Annotated in this window: 18 protein-coding genes and 1 pseudogene; 11 read left to right on the top strand and 8 right to left on the bottom strand. The window is 60.1% G+C overall.

What is annotated here, in order from left to right; translation table 11 throughout:
- The first annotated feature begins 20 nt into the window (after positions 1 to 20).
- Positions 21 to 326: a DUF6482 family protein gene (locus BMZ63_RS09520; protein ID WP_091704849.1), complete on the top strand. Its 306-nt coding sequence runs from the start codon at positions 21 to 23 to the stop codon at positions 324 to 326.
- On the top strand, positions 323 to 778 hold the full coding sequence (locus BMZ63_RS09515; RefSeq protein ID WP_091704847.1) for a DUF3429 domain-containing protein: 456 nt from the start codon (positions 323 to 325) through the stop codon (positions 776 to 778). The genes BMZ63_RS09520 and BMZ63_RS09515 overlap by 4 nt, the downstream gene beginning before the upstream one ends.
- Before the next feature lie 78 nt (positions 779 to 856).
- Here the strand turns inward: BMZ63_RS09515 and BMZ63_RS09510 are convergent, their stop codons facing one another.
- The 6 genes and pseudogenes from BMZ63_RS09510 to BMZ63_RS09485 all read right to left on the bottom strand — a co-directional run bounded on the left by BMZ63_RS09510 (position 857) and on the right by BMZ63_RS09485 (position 8,753).
- A complete protein-coding gene (locus BMZ63_RS09510) occupies positions 857 to 2,311 on the bottom strand; it encodes an aspartate kinase (RefSeq protein ID WP_091704844.1) in 1,455 nt (484 codons plus the stop codon).
- Positions 2,312 to 2,366: 55 nt separating this feature from the next.
- Positions 2,367 to 3,635 carry a diaminobutyrate--2-oxoglutarate transaminase gene (ectB, locus tag BMZ63_RS09505; RefSeq protein ID WP_091704841.1) on the bottom strand — a complete coding sequence of 423 codons (1,269 nt, stop codon included), beginning with the start codon at positions 3,633 to 3,635 and terminating at the stop codon, positions 2,367 to 2,369.
- 180 nt (positions 3,636 to 3,815) lie between these two features.
- Positions 3,816 to 4,331, bottom strand: coding sequence for a diaminobutyrate acetyltransferase (gene ectA / locus BMZ63_RS09500; RefSeq protein WP_091704838.1), 516 nt, complete (start codon positions 4,329 to 4,331; stop codon positions 3,816 to 3,818).
- A 341-nt stretch (positions 4,332 to 4,672) separates the two neighbouring features.
- Positions 4,673 to 5,344, bottom strand: a pseudogene (locus tag BMZ63_RS09495) (sodium:solute symporter family transporter); the annotation flags it as partial.
- A gap of 186 nt (positions 5,345 to 5,530) precedes the next feature.
- Entirely contained in the window at positions 5,531 to 6,496 is a 966-nt protein-coding gene (locus tag BMZ63_RS09490) for a radical SAM protein (protein WP_091704836.1), read from the bottom strand.
- A gap of 82 nt (positions 6,497 to 6,578) precedes the next feature.
- The gene (locus tag BMZ63_RS09485; protein WP_091704833.1) at positions 6,579 to 8,753 is read right to left on the bottom strand and encodes an FAD-dependent oxidoreductase; all 2,175 of its coding nucleotides are present in this window, start codon (positions 8,751 to 8,753) and stop codon (positions 6,579 to 6,581) included.
- 81 nt (positions 8,754 to 8,834) lie between these two features.
- On the opposite strand from BMZ63_RS09485, the gene BMZ63_RS09480 reads away from it, so the two are divergent.
- Complete coding sequence (locus BMZ63_RS09480) at positions 8,835 to 9,587, top strand: YiiX/YebB-like N1pC/P60 family cysteine hydrolase (protein ID WP_091704831.1); 753 nt, start codon at positions 8,835 to 8,837, stop codon at positions 9,585 to 9,587.
- A 143-nt stretch (positions 9,588 to 9,730) separates the two neighbouring features.
- On the top strand, positions 9,731 to 10,420 hold the full coding sequence (locus BMZ63_RS09475) for a haloacid dehalogenase type II (protein ID WP_091704828.1): 690 nt from the start codon (positions 9,731 to 9,733) through the stop codon (positions 10,418 to 10,420).
- A gap of 27 nt (positions 10,421 to 10,447) precedes the next feature.
- Here the strand turns inward: BMZ63_RS09475 and BMZ63_RS09470 are convergent, their stop codons facing one another.
- Positions 10,448 to 11,071: a YbhB/YbcL family Raf kinase inhibitor-like protein gene (locus BMZ63_RS09470; protein WP_091704825.1), complete on the bottom strand. Its 624-nt coding sequence runs from the start codon at positions 11,069 to 11,071 to the stop codon at positions 10,448 to 10,450.
- 200 nt (positions 11,072 to 11,271) lie between these two features.
- Between BMZ63_RS09470 and BMZ63_RS09465 the strand changes: the two genes are divergently transcribed.
- Together BMZ63_RS09465 and BMZ63_RS09460 are read left to right on the top strand one after the other, a co-directional pair.
- The gene (locus BMZ63_RS09465; RefSeq protein WP_091704822.1) at positions 11,272 to 11,874 is read left to right on the top strand and encodes a TetR/AcrR family transcriptional regulator; all 603 of its coding nucleotides are present in this window, start codon (positions 11,272 to 11,274) and stop codon (positions 11,872 to 11,874) included.
- 43 nt (positions 11,875 to 11,917) lie between these two features.
- Positions 11,918 to 13,228 (top strand): NAD(P)/FAD-dependent oxidoreductase, encoded by a 1,311-nt coding sequence (locus BMZ63_RS09460; protein ID WP_091704819.1) that lies wholly within the window; start codon positions 11,918 to 11,920, stop codon positions 13,226 to 13,228.
- Here the strand turns inward: BMZ63_RS09460 and BMZ63_RS09455 are convergent, their stop codons facing one another.
- A complete protein-coding gene (locus BMZ63_RS09455; protein ID WP_091704817.1) occupies positions 13,229 to 14,335 on the bottom strand; it encodes an FAD-dependent oxidoreductase in 1,107 nt (368 codons plus the stop codon).
- 85 nt (positions 14,336 to 14,420) lie between these two features.
- On the opposite strand from BMZ63_RS09455, the gene BMZ63_RS09450 reads away from it, so the two are divergent.
- The 5 genes from BMZ63_RS09450 to BMZ63_RS09430 all read left to right on the top strand — a co-directional run bounded on the left by BMZ63_RS09450 (position 14,421) and on the right by BMZ63_RS09430 (position 18,956).
- Positions 14,421 to 15,110 (top strand): TIGR04283 family arsenosugar biosynthesis glycosyltransferase, encoded by a 690-nt coding sequence (locus BMZ63_RS09450; RefSeq protein WP_091704814.1) that lies wholly within the window; start codon positions 14,421 to 14,423, stop codon positions 15,108 to 15,110.
- Positions 15,107 to 15,775 carry a TIGR04282 family arsenosugar biosynthesis glycosyltransferase gene (locus tag BMZ63_RS09445; protein WP_091704812.1) on the top strand — a complete coding sequence of 223 codons (669 nt, stop codon included), beginning with the start codon at positions 15,107 to 15,109 and terminating at the stop codon, positions 15,773 to 15,775. Before BMZ63_RS09450 ends, BMZ63_RS09445 begins: the two co-directional genes overlap by 4 nt.
- On the top strand, positions 15,772 to 16,524 hold the full coding sequence (locus BMZ63_RS09440; protein ID WP_091704809.1) for a DUF3047 domain-containing protein: 753 nt from the start codon (positions 15,772 to 15,774) through the stop codon (positions 16,522 to 16,524). The genes BMZ63_RS09445 and BMZ63_RS09440 overlap by 4 nt, the downstream gene beginning before the upstream one ends.
- An 89-nt stretch (positions 16,525 to 16,613) precedes the next feature.
- The gene (locus BMZ63_RS09435) at positions 16,614 to 18,326 is read left to right on the top strand and encodes a potassium/proton antiporter (RefSeq protein WP_091704806.1); all 1,713 of its coding nucleotides are present in this window, start codon (positions 16,614 to 16,616) and stop codon (positions 18,324 to 18,326) included.
- A gap of 72 nt (positions 18,327 to 18,398) precedes the next feature.
- Positions 18,399 to 18,956: a L,D-transpeptidase family protein gene (locus BMZ63_RS09430; protein ID WP_091704803.1), complete on the top strand. Its 558-nt coding sequence runs from the start codon at positions 18,399 to 18,401 to the stop codon at positions 18,954 to 18,956.
- The last annotated feature ends 185 nt before the right edge of the window (positions 18,957 to 19,141 follow it).

Genomic DNA, 19,141 nt, shown 5'->3' with positions numbered 1-19,141 from the left:
GTGCAATCAGGAGAAGCATCGTGCGCATCACACTGGAAGAGCTCAGAAGTACCGAAAATCTCTGTATAGACCTGCTGGAAATCATCTCCATTGAAGGCCAGCAATACATGGCTCGCCTGCACGGCGAGTGGGGCATGAAAATGCTGTCGGACAACAAGGGCCAGACCCGCCTGTTCCGCAGCACCTGGCAGATTCAGGACACCCTGGGCTCGATGGACATACAGGAAACCCAGGTCGTTCACCCGTCCGCCTACCACGAAATGGTGGGCATGCCGGCCACGAAGATTGAGCCCATGCGCATCCAGATCCAGAGGCAGCGGCCGTGATTGCAGTCGCTCGACTGGCCATCGTGGTTGGCCTGGCCGGGCTGATCCCGTTTCTGGCGGGTATCGCCGGGCTGTTCGTTCTGCCCTCGCGCAGTGTGGCTATCCTGGCCTGGTTCTACATCTACAGTGCCGGCATTCTCGCCTTCATGGCAGGTATCTACTGGACCATCGCCCTGCAGCTGGAAAACCGTACTTACCCGCAATCGCCCATTGTCTGCATGCTGCTGAGCCAGGCGTTTTTTGTCACGGCCGGTATCGGTTTGTTGCTGGAAACGCCCCACAAGATTGTGATCTACACCATCGCCTATCTGATGCTGTATCTGGTAGATGCCCGCTGGATGCGACATTACTGGCCGGGATGGTATCTGAAATTACGGCTGGTACTGACCCTGACCGTACTGGCCTGCCAGATTGCTGCGGGTGGCTGGTTCTACCTGGTGCACAGCGGCTGACCGGAAAGCGGGCAGTTTGAAAGGAAGGCAGTGAAAGGCCGGGCAGAATACCCGGCCTTTCCGTCTGAGACCACAGGATCAGGTGGTTTCGGAAGCCGCGACAATCGCGTATTCGTGATTGTGGGGCTCGATCAGGGCACCGTGCAGGCCGGCAATGGCCTGGTCGTAGTTGTCCTCATCGATCACGAACTGGATATCCACCTGGCGCATGCACTGATGGATGGCCAGTACACTGATTTCCTGATCGGCCAGGGCCTTCACCGAACGGGCCAGGATACCCGGCACTTTCATGTCGCTGCCGCAGGCGGAAACCAGAGCCACCTTGCGGGTGCTGACTTCGGCATTCGGGAACTCTTCCTCCAGCGCCTTCACCACACGCTTCACATGCTTGAGCGTGGTATCCACGTAGTGAGTGATGGTGTTGGCGTTGGTGTCCTTGGACATGAAGCGCACCTTGAAGCGGGTCAGCACGTCCAGAATCTTGCGGTCGGAGCCCGGTTCGCCCTGCATGTCCTGATCGAACACCTCGATGGCAAACACGCCCTTGGCGCCGGCAATGATTTCCACCTGGGGCTTCTCACTGACATAGTCGCCGGTGATCAGCGTACCGGTATGCTCCGGCTCGAAGGTGTTCATCACCCGCAGCGGAATTTCGTTCTGGCGCAGGCCCTTGCCGGCCCGGGGGTGAATGGCTTCCATACCCAGGTTGGCCAGTTGGTCGGCGATGTCGTAGTTGGTGCGGCCCAGCGGCACCACCTTGTCTTCGCCGACGATTTTCGGGTCGGCCGAGCTCAGGTGGTATTCCTTGTGAATGATGGCTTCGCGGGCATTGGTGATCACCGCCACCCGGCTGAAGGTCATTTCACTGTAGCCACGGTCAAACGTGCGCATCAGGCCTTCTTTACACTGGGCGTAGCCAGTCACGATCGGCAGTTCACGGCTCAGATCCACACTGTCGAACGCCTGCTGCAGCTTCTCGTCCAGCGGCAACAGCTCGGAATCCCGCCAGCCGGTCAGGTCGACAAACCGGGCGTTGATGCCTTCCTGCTGCAGTTTGAGCGCGGTGTTGAAGGCACTGTGGGCCTCACCAATACCGGCCAGCATTTCACGCACGGTCAGCAGGTGCTCTTCGAGCTGGAACTGGCCGTAGGAGCACAGGCGCTGCAGATCAATCAGGCAACCGCGTACACCTTCGATGCGGTCGGTAATGAACTGGTCCGCCTGCTGCTTGAGCATCGGGTCTTCGAACAGGTCACCGTTGATGTCGGTCAGGAACTTCACCAGCTTGGTGAGATCGTCACCCCAGGCCCAGTCCGATTCGGCATCGGCGAACAGGGCGTAAACGCCCGGCTCACCGGTCTTTTTGTGTTCCAGCAGTTCGTCGGTCACTCCGCCATAGGCGGACACCACAAAAATACGCTGGTAGAGGTCGCTTTTATCGCGGTTACCAACAATGATGTTGTCGCGCACGGCCTCGTAGTTGCTCATGGAGGTACCGCCGATTTTTTCGACGGTATGTTGTGCCGTAGTCATGTTTTTGCCTTTGCTGTCCTGCAGAATGAATGTCCTGTGTCAGTATAGGCGTCTTTTATGACGCCTGGCTCACACCTTCCTGCATGATTTCATCGACACTTTCCGCCAGCAGGGCTGTCCCCTTCTTCAGGTCTTCCTCGCTGGTGGTCAGCGGCATCAGACACTTGATCACCTCGTCGTTCGGACCACTGGTCTCGATGATCAGGCCTTTTTCGAACGCGCGCTTGGTGATCGGGCCGGTCAGATCGGCATTGGCGGCAGAGATACCACGCATCATGCCACGACCTTTCAGACGGAACTCGCTCGGGTATTTGTTGCAGATCGCCTGCAGACCTTCAGCCAGCACTTCAGACTTGGCTTTCACCGCATTGGCGAAAGCATCGTCTTTCCAGTAGGTCTCAACGGCAGCCCGGGCGGTTACAAACGCCATGTTGTTGCCACGGAAGGTACCGTTGTGCTCACCGGAGGCCCAGACGTCCAGCTCCGGCTTGAACAGCACCAGCGCCATCGGCAGGCCGTAACCGGACAGGGACTTGGATACAGTCACAATGTCCGGCTTGATGCCGGCAAATTCAAAGCTGAAGAAATCGCCGGTGCGACCGTTACCGGCCTGGATGTCGTCCAGAATCAACAGGATGTCGTGCTTCTTGCACAGCTCGGACAGGCCCTTGAGCCATTCGGCGCGGGCGGCGTTCAGACCACCTTCGCCCTGGATGGCCTCAACAATCACAGCAGCCGGCAGCTCAACGCCGGAGGAGCTGTCAGACAGCACCTTGTCCATGATTTTCAGGGTGTCCACGTCTTCGCCCAGGTAGCCGTCGTAGAACAGGAAATCCACGCCGGTCAGCGGCAGGCCAACGCCACCACGGTGATGTTCGTTACCAGTCGCCGCAACGGCACCGGTAGTCACGCCGTGGAAGCCGTTGGAGAAGGAGATGATGTTGGTGCGGCCTTTCACTTTACGGGCCAGCTTCATCGCCGCTTCCACACAGTTGGTACCGGTCGGGCCGGTGAACTGCATCTTGTAGTCCAGGCCACGGGGCTCAAGGATGTGCTTCTTGTAGGACTCGATAAAGTCGTGCTTGGCGGTGGTGAACAGGTCCAGGCCCTGGCTTACGCCGTCGGATTCAATGTACTCGAGCAGGGCTTTTTTCAGGGTGTCGTTGTTGTGGCCATAATTCAGAGAGCCAGCGCCGGCCAGAAAATCGAGGTATTCCTTGCCGTCTTCGGTGTACAGGTGCGCGTTCTTGGCGCGGTTAAAAATCACCGGAAAGGCACGGGAATATACACGTACTTCGGATTCGGTCGACTTGAAAAGTTCCATGGTCTTGCCTCTTAGCATATCAGGTTCGAGGTAGATGCCCGGTGAGCTTGCGGAGTTGTTTCGAGGGGTCGCAACAAGCCCACCGTGCGTTGGTTATAGCCTTGATGGCAGGCCCACCTCGGGCGGCCTGCCGGCTAGTCCAGATCACGGTTGGTCACGCCGGGGCGTGTACCGGGGCTATCAGGCGGACTTCGTGAAAGGCCCGATGCGCAGCAGAAACTCGGAGTCGTGCTGCCCGCCGAAGTGGGTCTCTTTCTCGAAGTGCTCGTGGTAGGTGAGCTCGGCGCCCATGTCACGGGCGAAGGAGCGGAACAGTGCCCAGGAAGCCTCGTTGTCTTCGGTAATGGTGGTTTCCATGTGCGTGACGTTTTTACACGCCTCACGAGCCACGATTTCCTTCAACATGCGCTTGGCCAGGCCCTGGCCACGGCCTTTCTCGTGGACCGCCACCTGCCAGACAAATACGGTTTCGGGCTGCTGGGGGGGAATATAACCGGAAATGAAGCCGACCAGATCGCCGTCCATTTCCGCCGCCACGCCGGTCTCGGCAAAGTGGCTGCACTGCAGGAGGTTGCAGTAGATGGAGTTGGGGTCCAGCGGCGGGCATTCTGCCACCAACTGGTGAAGTCTGTAGCCATCATCTTTCACGGGAACGCGAAGTTTGATGGCGGTGGTATTCGAGCCTTCAGATGTCATATTTGATTAACTCGCTGCCAAAAGATGGTTAGAAATTATATAGACCACGAAATATATTTCAAGTTGGCGCCTCGCAGCGACCCTCTGCAAGACACCAACCACACCTCAAGCATAGACAAAATCCGATAAATATCCAGCCGTTAGCCGATACGAGAGCTTCTGACTCCGTTCAGAGTGAGGCCTAAAACCTTTAGGCCTCCAAACATCGCTCTTGAACAGGCTGACACCCATAAAATAGCCTAAACTCCTCCGGTTGCCAGCGACCGACCCGCCAATCGGCGCAGCGCCAACGGCAGGAAGAAACCGGCGCTACAGATCAGAAAGCCCCAGGCATTCACCCCCAGCAACAGATCAAAGCCGGCATCCAACCGGAACTCGCCATTGGTCAGCAACGCGCTGGTATCGTTGGCCGGCACCACCAGAAACAGCACCGCGCCGACAAAAAACACGAAAACGAAAGCCTGGATTACATCGGTGAAAATCGACGAGCGCAGCCCGCCCTTCAGGCTGTAAGCCAGGGTAAAGGCGGTAAACAGCATGGCGGCGGCGTAGTATTCCCATTCGCCGGGCAGGCCGAAATAGCCACCCACCACGGCGGTGTTGCTCCACACCTCGTTGTACAACCGGATCAGAATGGCCGCCGCAAACGCCAGACTGGCCAGCCGGCCGAAGCGGGAGGTGAGAAATTCCTGCAAACTGCGGGCGCCGGTCTGGGTGCGAATCAGGTAAATCACGTAACCGGCCACCGGAATCGACAGCCAGTAACTGGCATAAGCCAAACCGCCGGTTACCCCATAGGCAGCCCCCAGGTTGGCCGCGTTGGTCACCGACTTGGCGAAAATCCAGCTGATAAAAATACTGGCCGTCAGCGACCACTGCCCCACCGGATTGCCCTGGTCATCCGCGCCCTTATAGAAGGAATTGGCATTCCGGCTCTTGGGCGACAACACATACATCACCACGCCGTAGACCAGCAGAAATCCCCAAAACAAAAACCCTTCCGAAAAGCTCATAGGTATCCAATGTCCTTACTATCCAGGGTGCGAATCGCACGGCGTCTTCCGCGGTCTGTGGGGTGGTGCAAGATTTCCCGCCGGAAAAAGATGTCTGAGCGCAGCGAGTTATTTTTCCAAGGGAAATCTTGCACCACCCCACAGGCCGCCAAACGAAGTAACCAGTCCTGCGAGAACAGCGTAATCCTAGGGAGCAGAACAACTCGCCCCGAACCGGTAACAGGCAAAACACCGGTGATGGCGCAGCATGATGCGCTCGTCCATGCTTTCGGCCAGGGTGCCGCCCAGATCGTACTGCGGGTCGTCATCCACCAGGGTGCAGGCATACACCCGAACCTGATCGCCCTTCTTCACCAGCATGCGGGTGTAAGTGCACATGAAGTGGGACCGGGATTCCCTGGTGGGGTACTTCTCCATGCAGGTTTCGGTGATCTCTGGGCTGCCGTCTTCCGAGCCGGGGGTGCCCAGGTCCGGGAAGGCGGTGAAGGACAGATCCTCGGGAATGCTCCAGTCCCGGAAAATGGCCCGGAAGGCCGCTTCCACATCCTGCGGGTTTTCACCCGGATCGGTCTGCCGGGCGATGGACACCTGGAAGCCCTGGTTGATCAGCCAGCGAATGCCGTCCAGTGCCTGCTCGAAACTGCCCTCGCCCCGGTCCTTGTCATGCCGGGCGCGGTCCGGGAAATCCAGGCTCACACGGAAGTGGATCGGGTAGGGATTATCCAGCAATGGCAGCACCTGGTGCTCACGCTTGTGCAGCGGTTCGGTGGCATTGGTGAGCACGAAGCAGGGCCGGTGCTGGCTGGCGTAATCCAGGATGTTCACGAAATCCCGGATCACGAACGGCTCGCCACCAGTGAAGGAGAACTGCTCCACCCCCATGTCCAGGGCCTCGTGGATAAACGGTTTTACATCACTGAGCTTCATGCCGGGAATGCGGCCATCGCCCGGGTGGGAGCCTTCCAGGCAGAAGGGACAGGCGAGGTTGCAGGCGGTGCCGGTGTGAATCCACAGCTCCCTGAGCTTATCCGCGTCAATGTAGCCGCGCCGGTCGCCGTTGCGGGTGTGGGTCCAGCTGTCCCGGGCCCGGGGTTCGAGCACTTCAACAGCAGGGATTCGGCGCTTTGCAGTTCTTTCTTCAGTCAGGGGCATGCAAGCTCCTTGATGATTGCCATTATCTGAAACTCTGACACAGGCTTGACCTGTTTGTTACAGGTTCCCTGAATTCAGCCCCTTACCCGGAGTTCGGCATACCGTTCTTACCCCGGCGCCAGCCGTGGAATTTCTCCAGCAGTTTCAATACCGTGCCGGGGGCGTGGGCTTTTTTCCACTCGCCGGCGGCAAATTTGGCCGACTCGTTCCAGGTCGGGTAGGGGTGGATGGTCCCGAGAATCTTGTTCAGCCCCAGGCCGTGTTTCATGGCGAGGGTGAATTCCGCCAGGATTTCACCGGCGTGGGCACCGACCACCACGGCACCCAGAATCCTGTCCTTTCCGGGCGGCGTCAGCACTTTGATAAAGCCCTGCCCTTCGCTCTCGGTAATGGCTCGGTCCAGATCGTCCAGACCGTATCGGGTCACCTCGTAGGCGATGCCTTGTTCCTTCGCCTCCGTTTCACTGAGCCCCACCCGCGCCACTTCCGGCGAGGTGAAAGTCACCCAGGGCATCACCCGGTAATCCACCCGGAAGCGCCTGAACTGGCCAAACAGGCCATTCACCGCCGCGTACCAGGCCTGGTGGGCCGCCGCGTGGGTAAACTGGTAGGGCCCGGCCACATCGCCACAGGCAAACACGTTCGGGTAGCGAAGGCTCATGTCCGCCTCCACCGGCACCGTGCCGTTGGGCAGTGTTTCGACACCGATCTCATCCAGCCCCAGGTTTTCGGTATTGGCCGCGCGGCCCACGGCCACCAGGACTTCGTCAAAGGGAATACGTACCTGCGTGCCGTTATGATCACAGTAAGCCACCTTCTCGCCCTCTTCGACACGGAACTCCGTCGCCTCGTGATTCAACCGGACATCGATGCCATCGGCCTCGAACTGTTGGAGAATCAACGCAGACACGTCGGTATCCTCTTTGGCCAGCAAGCACTCGCCGCGTTCCACCTGGGTCACCTGGCTGCCCAGCCGGGCAAAGGCATGGGCCAGCTCCGAGCCGATCGGGCCGCCGCCCAGCACCAGCAGGCGCTGCGGCTGCTCCTCCAGTTGCCACAGGTTCTCCGAGGTCAGCGGCTGCATGTCCTCAAGCCCCGGGATAGGCGGCAGCGCCGGCTTGCCACCGGTGGCCACCACGATGCTGCGGGCCGTCAGGCGTTGAGTGCCGCCATCGTTCAGGCGCACCTGTATTTCCCAGGGCGAGACAAAACTCGCCTCGCCGGCAATGCATTCCACCCCCAATTGCTCGTAACGCTCGGGCGAATCGTGGGGTTCCACTTTTCTGATGACGCTTTGCACCCGCTCCATGATGGTTTTGAACGAACCTTTCACCGGCACCGACTCCAGGCCGTAGCGGTTGGCGTGGCGCAGGGTATCGGCGGCCTTGGCGCTGCGGATCAACGCCTTGGACGGCACGCAACCGGTGTTCAGGCAATCGCCGCCCATTTTGTCTTTTTCGATCAGCGCCACTTTTGCTTTCACGGCCGCCGCAATGTAAGCCGACACCAACCCGGCGGAACCACCACCGATCACCAGCAGGTTGTAGTCAAAGTGTGCCGGTTTCTGCCAACCGGCATACACCCGCCGGCGACGCAGAAAGCCCACCACGAATTTGGCAATCAGCGGGAACAACCCCAGCAGGGCAAAGGACAACAGCAGGTCGGCCGAGACAATGTCCGAGGTGGACTGGATCTGCCCCAGCTGGGTGCCGGCGTTCACAAACACAAAAGTGCCCGGCAGCATGGCCACCCAGCTCACCAGGGCGTAGGTGCGCAGCTTCATGCTGGTCAGCCCCAGGGCCAGGTTGATCAGGAAGAAGGGAAACACCGGCACCAGGCGCAGGGTGGCCAGGTAGAAGGCACCGTCTTTTTCGATGCCCCGGTCGATTCTGGCAATGGTGTCCCGGTATTTATCACGCAGGGTATCGCGCAACAGAAAGCGAGCCACCAGGAACGCCAGCGAGGCACCAATGGTGGAAGCAATGGAGACCGCCACCAGACCGTAAAAATTGCCGAAAAAGGCCCCGCCGGCAAGGGTCATAATGGTGGCACCGGGTAACGACAGGGCGGTGACCACCACGTACAAGGCCGCGTAACCGGTGACCGCCACCAACAGGTTCTGCTCAATCCACGCCGCCACCGAAGTCTGGTGCGCCTGCAGGTTTTCCAGTGTCAGCACCTTGTGGCCGTCCAGCGCGATGAATACCGCCACAACCAGAGCGATGGCGGCCAGCAGTATCAACTTGTTCCGATTCATGTAAGCAATCCTGGTCGGGGAATATTACAAAGCTCTTCGCTCTGTGATAGTAGTATGGTTTTCAATCACCTGAGGAACACCATGCTCCTGAACTGGCTGTCCCGGCACCTGGCCGCCTATCTTTCCAAGCAGGTCACCCAACCGTCGGTAAGAACCTCCACCTGGAAAGCCCTTCGGGATACCCTGCAGCCGGGCGATGTGCTGCTGGTGGAAGGCAATACCCGCATCAGCACCGCCATCAAATACCTGACCCAGTCCACCTGGTCTCACGCGGCGCTATATCTGGGGCCGGATGCGGGGCTCGGGCAAAGCGCCAAGGGTGAGCCTCACGTTCTGATTGAAGCCGACCTGGAGGAAGGCATACGCGCCTTGCCACTTTCGTTCTACCGCCATACCCATACCCGCATTTGTCGCCCGGTGGGAATTACCGAAAACGACCTGAAAACTCTCACGGACTATTCAATTAGTCGTCTCGGCCATCAATACGACCTGAAAAACGTCTGGGATCTGGCCCGTTATCTCTGGCCCACACCACCGGTGCCATCCCGCTACCGGCGCTCCCTGCTGGCAATGGGCAGCGGCGACCCCACCCGTGCCATCTGCTCCACTTTCATCGCCGAGGCTTTCCAGCTGTTGCGCTACCCCATCCTGCCCATCAGCCTGGACGGCCCGGAGTACGACCCGGACAGTGACCTGCGCCGGAGGGAAACCTTCCGCTCACGCCACCACTCCCTGTTCGCACCCCGGGATTTTGATGCCTCGCCCTACTTTGACGTAATTAAACCGACACTGGAGCAGGGGTTTGATTACCGTGAATTCCAGTGGATGGATTAGTTGGTCCCGTTGATCCTCTGGCTATCAGGCATTCCATCAACTATAGTTTTTGAGCGATCACTACATAATGAATGAGCGTAGCCCATGTGCCGGCCGCAAACAATCAGCCGGCAGGAAACGCACAAGACCGGGCAGGTGAAACAATGGATCAGCAACACAACGTCCTCGTTTTCGACGTCATTGAAACCATCTTTTCGCTGGATGCCCTGTCCAGCGCCTTTCACTCCCTCGGGTTACCCGAGTACACAAAAGACCTGTTCTTCGCTCAACTATTGCGCGATGCGTTTGCCGTCTCCGCCACCGGTACCTACGTTCCTTTTGCCAACATGGCCCGGGGAACGCTGGATGTGCTGCTGAATAACCTTGGCGTTTCCCCGGCCGATTCGGTAATAGAGCGGATTTTGCCGGTTTTTGGCCAGCTCAATGCTCACCCGGACGTCCCGAAGGCCCTGGCACTGGCCAAGAACAAAGGAATGACGGTGGTGTTCTTCACCAATGGTTCGAAAAGCAATACCGAAGGCTTGATCACCAAAAACGGGCTGGATAACTGGATCGATCACGTTGTCTCCATCGACTCCATGGGCCAATGGAAACCAGTACGCAACGTGTATCAGGGTGCGCTTCAGAAAGTGGGTGGCGAAACCGGACATTCGGCGATGATCGCCGCCCACGCATGGGACACAAACGGGGCGATGAACGCGGGCATGCTGGCCGGCTGGGTACGCCGGCAGGACAGCAGTTTTCATCCCGCCATGAGCGCACCCGCTTTTGTGTCCGATAATCTGGTTGAACTGGTGGACAGGGTATCGGACAGCCTGCTTGCCGGCCGTTAATCACTCCCGCTTGGAATAACGGGCGTCCTAACGCAGATCCGGATTCAGTGTATAGGTGCCGGTCACCCGGGCGCTGGCCAGCACGTGGCCGGCCATGGCTTCGCGCACGGCGGCACCGTCGAACTCGCCATCCAGCCCAAGGCTCTCCACATCCAGCGCATGCACCTCATAGTGATAGTGGTGAATAATTTCATCGTTCCAGGGCGGGCACGGGCCATCGTAGCCGCCATAGGTGCCTTCCATGTCCGGGTTGCCGGCCAGGAACTGGGTGTAGTTGTTTACCCCGCGAATACCAATGGGGCCGGGGCCCGGGTCCTTGCCCTTGGGAATCACGCCGTCGCTGTCTTCCCCTTCGGGAATGCGGCTGACATCCGCCGGCACGTCCACCAACAGCCAGTGGAAGAAGTCCACCCGTGGCAGGTCGGCAGGCACGGTTTTACCTTCCTGGTTCACATCGTCCGCCTTGCTGGGGACATCCGGATCAAACATCATCACCACGAAGCTTTTGGTGCCCTCGGGCGCGCCCTCCCAGACCATTTCCGGGTTGCGGTTAGGGCCAAAACTCATATGGTCTTCTTCGCTGTAGACCCCGAATGCGAACTTCTCCGGAACCGGTTTGCCTTCCTCAACACCTCGAACCTCTAGTTTCACGGTTTTTCTCCTTCAACGGTTTTTGTCAGTGTACGCTGTCAGATACCAACAGATTAGCAAAGGTTCGAACAGGTTTCCGAGATCAGCCCATGGTCTTTCACCGGTATCCCGGCAACGATTTGGACGGCTCCGGTGTTATGAGGCGGTGACTCAAGTTATAGTTGAATGATTCTTCAACACGAGCGCAAACGGTGGCAACCATGGCCAGACACCCTCAATACAACCGGGACGCCGCCCTGCACAAAGCGGTTGGCCTGTTCTGGGAAAAGGGCTACCACGGCAGCTCCATGAAACAGATCGAGCAGACCCTGGACATGCGCCCAGGCAGCATTTACGCCGCCTTTGGCAGCAAGGATGGACTGTTCTCGGAAGCCCTGGCCCGCTACGCCGAACAGGGTGGTGAAGAGCTGGCTGCGCATATGCAGCAATACGACTCCATCGTCGATGGCCTGCAGGCGTACCTGCGCCATGTCGCCATGAGCTGTCAGCAGGACACCTGCCCGTCCCGGGCCTGCATGATCGTGAAAACCCTGCTGGAAACCAGCCACACCAACACCGCCCTGGCGAACCAGGCGCGGAACGTACTGGCCGCCATCGAAACGACGCTGACCGGCCTGCTGGAACAGGCCAAAAACCGGGGTGAGCTGATTCAAAGCACGGATACGGGCCGCCTTGCACGCCTGCTGCAAAGCCAGATCATGGGGCTTAGGGCTATTGCCGAGCGGGGGCTGACGGAACAGCAACTGGCTGAACTGGCGGATGACATGGCAAACCTGCTGGAACCTTACTGCCTGAAGCACTAAGCTTGCTATTCTTATTTCTGTTTTCCGGTCGGAGCAGGCAGTTATGGACAAGCTTCATCATATCGTGGTGGTCGGCGGCGGCGCCGGCGGCCTTGAGCTGGTCACCAGCCTGGGCAACAAACTGGGCCGCAGGGGCAGGGCCCGCATTTCGCTGGTCGATGCCGGGCTGACCCACGTGTGGAAGCCCCTGCTGCACGAAGTGGCTTCCGGTTCGCTGGACGCCAGCGCCAATGAAATCAATTACCGCGCTCATGCCCGCAAACATCACTATGAGTTCCAGCTTGGGCGGATGAGCGGGCTCGACCGGGCCAACAAACAGATTGTGATCGCGCCCTTCCATGACGAGGATGGCCACGAGGTGGTGCCCGAACGCCGTGTGGAGTATGACACCCTGGTGATTGCGGTAGGCAGTACGGCCAATGACTTCGGTACTCCCGGGGCCCAGGACCATTGCCTGTTTCTGGACAGTCTCAAGCAGGCCCGGCGTTTCCACAACCTGATGCTTAATGCCTTCCTGCGGAAAAATCATGAAGCCTTGCAGGGCCAGCCCCACAAACTGAACATCAGCATCATCGGTGCCGGTGCCACCGGCGTGGAGCTGGCCGCCGAGCTGCGCCTGGCTTCCCGGGAACTGCCCATCTACGGCATGAACCACCTGCAGTCCTCGGACGTCGCCATCAATGTGATCGAGGCCGCCGAGCGGATTCTGCCAGCGTTGCCGGGCCGGCTGTCGGCCGGTGCCACCCGGGAACTGCACCGGCAGAACATTCAGGTACTCACCGGCCAGCCGGTCAGCGAAATCCGTGAAAACAGCCTGGTGATGAAAGACGGCACCGAGCTGGCATCCGATATGACCATCTGGGCCGCCGGCATCAAGGCACCCTCTTTCCTGGCGGAACTCGACGGCCTGGAAACCAACCGCAGCAACCAGCTGGTAGTCGAGCAGACCCTGCAAACCACGCAGGATGCGGATATTTTCGCCTTTGGTGATTGCGCCGCCTGCCCGCAACCCGGCTCTGATCATCCCGTGCCTCCCAGGGCACAGGCGGCCCACCAGCAGGCCGATGCCCTGTTCAAGACCCTGTGCAACCGCCTGAAAGGCGAGGCCGCCGTGCCTTTTGTCTACAACGACCACGGCTCACTGATCAATTTCAGCCGCTACACCACGGTGGGCAACCTGATGGGTAACCTGTCCGGGCGCAGCATGTACATCGAGGGCAAGGTGGCGCGGCTGTTCTATGTGTCACTGTACCGGATGCATCAGGTGGCCCTGCACGGCTTCCTGCGCACGGGCATCATCTGGCTGATGGACAAAATCAGCCGGGCCATGCAGCCACGGCTGAAGCTGCACTGATCAGCGGGCCGAAAAGCCCTCGATAAATTTCCGGTCGATGCGATCTTTCAGGCGCCAGACCCAGCGTCCGGAAAAGGTCAGGGGGCCGTAACTGCCAATGGCGGTCTGGTCGCCACAGGCCAGAAGATACAGGGAATAGCGGCGAGGTCTGAAGGGCCTGGGCGGCAGGCCGGCCAGGGCGGCACGCAGATTGTCCGCCAGCACCGGGCCAGCCCGTACCGCGTGCACGCCCGAACGGTTCAGGGCGCCATCAATGCGGCTGCAGGCATCGCCCACGGCAAACACCTGCGGATGGGATTCGCTGCGGTGGCAGGCATTAACCCGCACAAAGCCCTCCCCGTCCACCGACAGCCCGCTTTGAGCCAGAAAGGGTGCGGCTTGGGCGCCGGTGGCCGCAATCACCGCATTGCTCTTGAGCGGCGTGCCATCGGCCAGTGTCAGTTCACCGTCGCGGGTTATGGCCTTCTGCTTGATCACCGTCACGCCCCGGCGCTCCAGCTTTTTCGTTGCCAGCCGGCGCAGGCGTGCATTAAAGCCGGGCACCGGACCACTGTCGCCAGCAATCAGTGACACCCGCCCGCCGCCTTCCTGGCTGTGATTGACCACATTGGCCGCGGCCATGGCCAGCTCCACACCGGCGGCACCGCCGCCCACCACCACAAGATGACCGGCACCGGAAGCTGATGAGTTGTCCACAAACCGGCGCCAGCGGCCTTGGAACTCATCAATGGGTTTGACACTCAGCAGCTGCCCCGCATAACCGTTCAAAGGACCCAGGTTCGTACTCGAACCAATGTCGATGGACAACCAGTCATAATCCACCATCCGGCCACTGGCCAGGGTGATTCGGCTCTGGCCGGCATCCAGTTCCACGGCGCTGTCCAGAATCAGCTCACCGCCGGCAGCGGCCACTTGCGGTGCCACCTCAATCCGGCATTGCTCCATGTGGTAGTCGCCGGCCATCCAGCCGGGCAACATGCCGGAGTAATACTGCCAGCGCGAGGGGGTGATCAGCAGCAGCTCGGTATCTGGCGGCGGTGATTGGGCAAAGGCGCGAAGTACCAGCAAATGGGCGTGTCCCGCGCCCAGCAATACCAGTCGTTTCAATGGCAACTCCCTGATTGTGATCCGGTGGGGTGTTTTGGCAATAATGATAGAGTAATGATTCAAATACCACCTTGGGCAGAGCGCCATGGCCACACCCCCCGACAGGCTTGCCATTATTGTCCCGGTCCTTGACGAGGCGGGAACGCTGGCATCGTTAAAGAACCATCTTCACCACTGGCAGAGCCGGGGCGTGGAGGTGGTGGTAGTCGATGGTGGCAGCAGCGATGATGGCCCGGAGCAACTCAGGCACGCAGGCTTCCAGGTGGTTCCGGCACCCCGGGGCCGGGCACGGCAAATGAATGCGGGCGCGCAGGCCACGAATGCCTCCCGCCTGCTGTTCCTGCACGCCGATACCCGTTTGCCGGCAGGCGCGGATGACCAGGTCAGGGCCGCATTGCGCCCGTCAACCGGCGACTGGGGGCGGTTTGATGTCCGCATTGAAGGGCACTCCCGGATGCTGCCGGTGGTGGCCTGGTTCATGAATCACCGCTCACGGCTGACCGGCATTGCCACCGGCGACCAGGGCCTGTTCATGACTCGCACGGCCTTCGAGCAGGTGGGCGGTTTTCCCGACCAGCCATTGATGGAAGATGTGGAAATCTGCAAACGGTTGAAACAAATCAGCGCCCCGGTGTGTCTGAAGCACAGAGTCACCACCTCCGGGCGCCGCTGGGACAATCGCGGCAGCTGGCGCACCATCTGGCTGATGTGGCAACTGCGCTGGGCCTACTGGCGTGGAACACCCGCCGACCAACTGGCAGAGCGTTACTCATGAGTCCGGAAACCCGCATTATTATCATCGCCAAGGAGCCCCGCCCCGGATTTGCCAAGACCCGCCTGATTCCGGCGCTTGGGGCAAACGGTGCGGCCAGGCTGGCCGACCGGCTGCTGCGGCACACTCTCGCCCAGGCCCGGGAAGCCGGCGTCGGCCAGGTGGAACTGTGTGTCGCACCCGACGTTAATGCCCCTTTCTGGCAATCACTGATCCGTGCGGGGCAGGTGGAACTGAGCCAGCAGGCGGACGGCGACCTGGGACAAAAAATGGCAAGTGCCTCCGGGCAGGGCCTCGCCCGAGGCACGCCGGTGATCCTGATCGGCACCGATTGCCCCGGCCTGGACGTCGCGAAACTGCGTACCATGGCAGCATCCCTGAAGGGACATGACGCCTGCCTGTGTCCGGTGCTGGATGGCGGCTATTCCCTGCTGGGCCTGACCCGCCCGGCCCCGGAGCTGTTCCGTAACATGCCCTGGAGCACCAGCCAGGTGGCCGCGCTCACCCGACAACGCCTGCGGGAACTGGGCTGGAGCTGGCACGAAAGTGCCCAACTGTCGGATATTGATGAGCCGGATGATCTTCACCACCTTCACCAGCATTTTCCGGAGCTTTTACAGGAGTCTTCCCCGGCTTCTGCCGGGAAAACGACAGGAGACACACCATGAACCATCGGCCACTGACCACCTTCGTTGTCGCCCTTGCGATTACCGGCTCCGCCTTCGCCAGCAGCCAGCCGGTGGTGCTGGGTGATTTCAGCCAGTACCAGCAGGTACCGGAAGAACCCTGGCAGATCGTGCGTTTTGATGAGGACATCCCGGCCACCGACTACCGCCTGCGCCAGCATCAGGGTGTTCATGCCGTCGAAGCGCGGGCGCAGGGGAGCATGGCGCTTCTGGCCCGCCCTCTGGCAGCCGATCTCCAGAAAACCCCGGTACTGTGCTGGCGCTGGTGGGTGGATGAGCCCATCAAGCAGGCCGACATGAGTGAAAAGTCCGGGGATGATTACGCCGCGCGCATGTACGTCACCTTTGATTTGCCCGGCAGCGCCATGAGCCTGGGTACCCGCCTGAAGCTCAGTGCTGCCCGCACCCTGCACGGCAGCGATCTGCCCGATGCCGCCATCAACTATGTGTGGGACAACAAACACCCGGTTGGTACCACCCGCGCCAACGCCTACACCGACCGGGCCCAAATGATGGTCCTGCGCACCGGTAGTGACGATACCGACCGATGGATCACCGAAAGACGCAACCTGCGGCAGGACTTGCAACAACTGTTCGAAACAGGCTCGGCCCAAACGCTACAGTTGGCCATTGCCTCAGACAGTGATAACACCGGCGCCACCACCGGCGCACTGTTTGCCGACATCCATCTGGTGGCGGAAGGTGACGAGTGCCGGTTCCCGCCGGCATAATGGAGGCAACCTGCAGTTATTGATGCAGCCATTGTCATAACCACCCAGACCTGCCCCGTGGCGGGCTGCCTGTTGAGAACCGGAGTCCAATGGATCCTACGCTCACTCTTGTCGGCGCCCTGATGCTGGTCATCAGCATCGTCATCAGCCCACTGTCCAGCCGGGTGGGGCTGCCAGTGCTGCTGATTTTCCTGGTGGTCGGCATGTTGATGGGAGAAGACGGCCCGGGCGGTATTGTTTTCGACGATTTCGAGCTCGCCTTTGTCGTTGCCAACCTGGCGCTGGCCGTCATTTTGCTGGACGGCGGCATGCGCACCCGGGCAGAAACCTTCCGCGTCGGTCTGCGCCCGGCGCTGGTGCTGGCCACGGTGGGCGTGGCATTGACCGCTATGGGGGCGGCCGTGGTGGCCTGGTGGGTGTTTGACCTGCACTGGCTGATGGCCCTGCTGATCGGTGCCATCATCTCGTCAACGGACGCCGCTGCGGTGTTCTCACTGCTGCAGGGCCGGGGCCTGCACTTGAATGAACGGGTCAGCGCCACCCTGGAAATTGAATCGGGCAGTAACGACCCGATGGCCATTTTCCTGACGCTGATGCTGGTCACGTTAATCGGCCAACAGGGGGCCGATGACGCCGGCTCCGCACTGTTGATGCTGGTGCGGCAATTTGGCCTGGGCCTGGCCATCGGCCCGGTGGCCGGCTATCTGGTCGTGCAACTGGCCAACCGTATTCGACTGACACCGGCACTTTATCCCCTGCTGGTTGCCGCCGCCGGCATTGTCGTATTCTCAGCCACCAATGCCCTGGGCGGCTCGGGTTTTCTCGCCATCTATCTCACCGGCGTGGTGATCGGCAACCGCCGCGTACGCATGATGCCGATGATACTGCAGGTGCACGATGGCCTGGCCTGGCTTGCCCAACTGTGCCTGTTCCTGATGCTGGGTCTGCTGGTAAACCCCAGCGCTCTGCTGCCCCTGGCCGGGGCCGGTCTGATCCTCGCCCTGGCGCTTATTTTCGTGATTCGCCCCCTGACCATCTTTGTGACCCTCTGGCCCTTTGGTTTTAACCTCCGGGAGCTGGGTTTTATCAGTTGGGTCGGCTTACGGGGGGCCGTGCCGATTGTGCTGGCACTGTTCCCGGTGATTGCCGATCTGCCGGATGCACAGCTGGTGTTCCACGCGGCGTTTTTCATCGTGCTGGTATCACTGCTGGTGCAGGGCACCACCATGGCTCCCCTGGCCAGAAAGCTGGGGCTGGAGGTTCCCTCAAGCAACGAACCATTCCGCCGGTTACCGCTGGATGCACCCAGTGCGGGGGACCACGAGCTGATGCTGTTCCCGTTACGGGGCAAACACTGGGAGCAGCCCAAGAAACTGGGGCAACTCCGATTGCCGGTGGACACCGCCGTGGCTGGCGTGTTCCGCAAACGCCAGTGTCTGCAACCCACCAAAGATCTGGAAGTGTCGGCCGGCGATACCATCGCCATGTTTGCCACCCCGGCGGTTCTGGGCGAACTGGGCAAAGCTCTCAGTGGCCGGCAGGCTCCCGGGCACCTGGCCGAACGGGCGTTCTTCGGTGACTTTGTCCTGAACGGCGAGGCTCTGCTGGGCGATGTCGAACAGGCCTATGGCATCGAGTTCGACGGCCTGGCGCCGGAACTGTCACTGGCCGAATGCTTTGCCCGGCGCACCAAGGGTCATCCGGTGGTGGGCGACAGGGTCACACTGGGGCCGGTTACGCTGGTGGCCCGGGCCACCAAGGCAGACCGGGTGACCAAGGTCGGCCTGAAGATGGAACAGTGAGTGGCCGCCCGAACACGGGTGCGATACACTGCATGAACAAAATTTAACCAGATTCTTCATTGCGTGGACTCCATGGCCTTTCGTTCTTTTCTTCTTCTGCCATTACTGCTGGTGGCCAGTCTGGCCAGTGGCAATGAGCTGCTTGCCAAAATCGATCCTCGCATGTCGGTACTACCCCAAAGAGCAGACACCGATACCTTGCCTGAGGTTGCGCAGGTTCTGGTACGCAAGGCCGAACGCCGACTTTACCTGCTGGATGACAACCAGCGGGCGGTGCGCAGTTACCGGGTGTCTCTTGGCGATGACCCGGAGGGCCATAAACTGTCGGAAGGCGACGAACGCACGCCGGAAGGAGACTACGTGCTGGACTGGCGCCTGCCGGACAGCGATTTCTACAAATCCATCCACATTTCCTACCCGAATGAACGGGATCGGGAACTGGCCGACGCCTGGGGCCTGGACCCGGGCGGCAGCATCATGATTCACGGTTTGCCCAATAACGCCGGCGACATGGCCTTTGCCTACGTCGGGCTGGACTGGACCGACGGCTGCATTGCGGTATCCAATGAAGCCATGGATGAAATCTGGGCGCTGGTGGATAACGGCACCCCGATCCGCATCGAGCCCTGACAAAACCCGACCGCCATCACAGAAGCATTAAGTGGTTGTCGCGAGTTAAGAAAATTTAGTGATCTCCGGTTAACATTTTATCGCAGACTGTTTTACACTGTTCTCAGACTCTGGTAGCCGAAGTCTATCGCGCAGAGCTGACAGGAAGTCGTCCAAGCTGGCTTCCATACTTTCAGGAAATAAAA

It is taken from the genome of Marinobacter persicus (assembly GCF_900114155.1).
Classification (GTDB): domain Bacteria; phylum Pseudomonadota; class Gammaproteobacteria; order Pseudomonadales; family Oleiphilaceae; genus Marinobacter; species Marinobacter persicus.
This window is presented reverse-complemented; position numbering and strand designations above follow the sequence as displayed.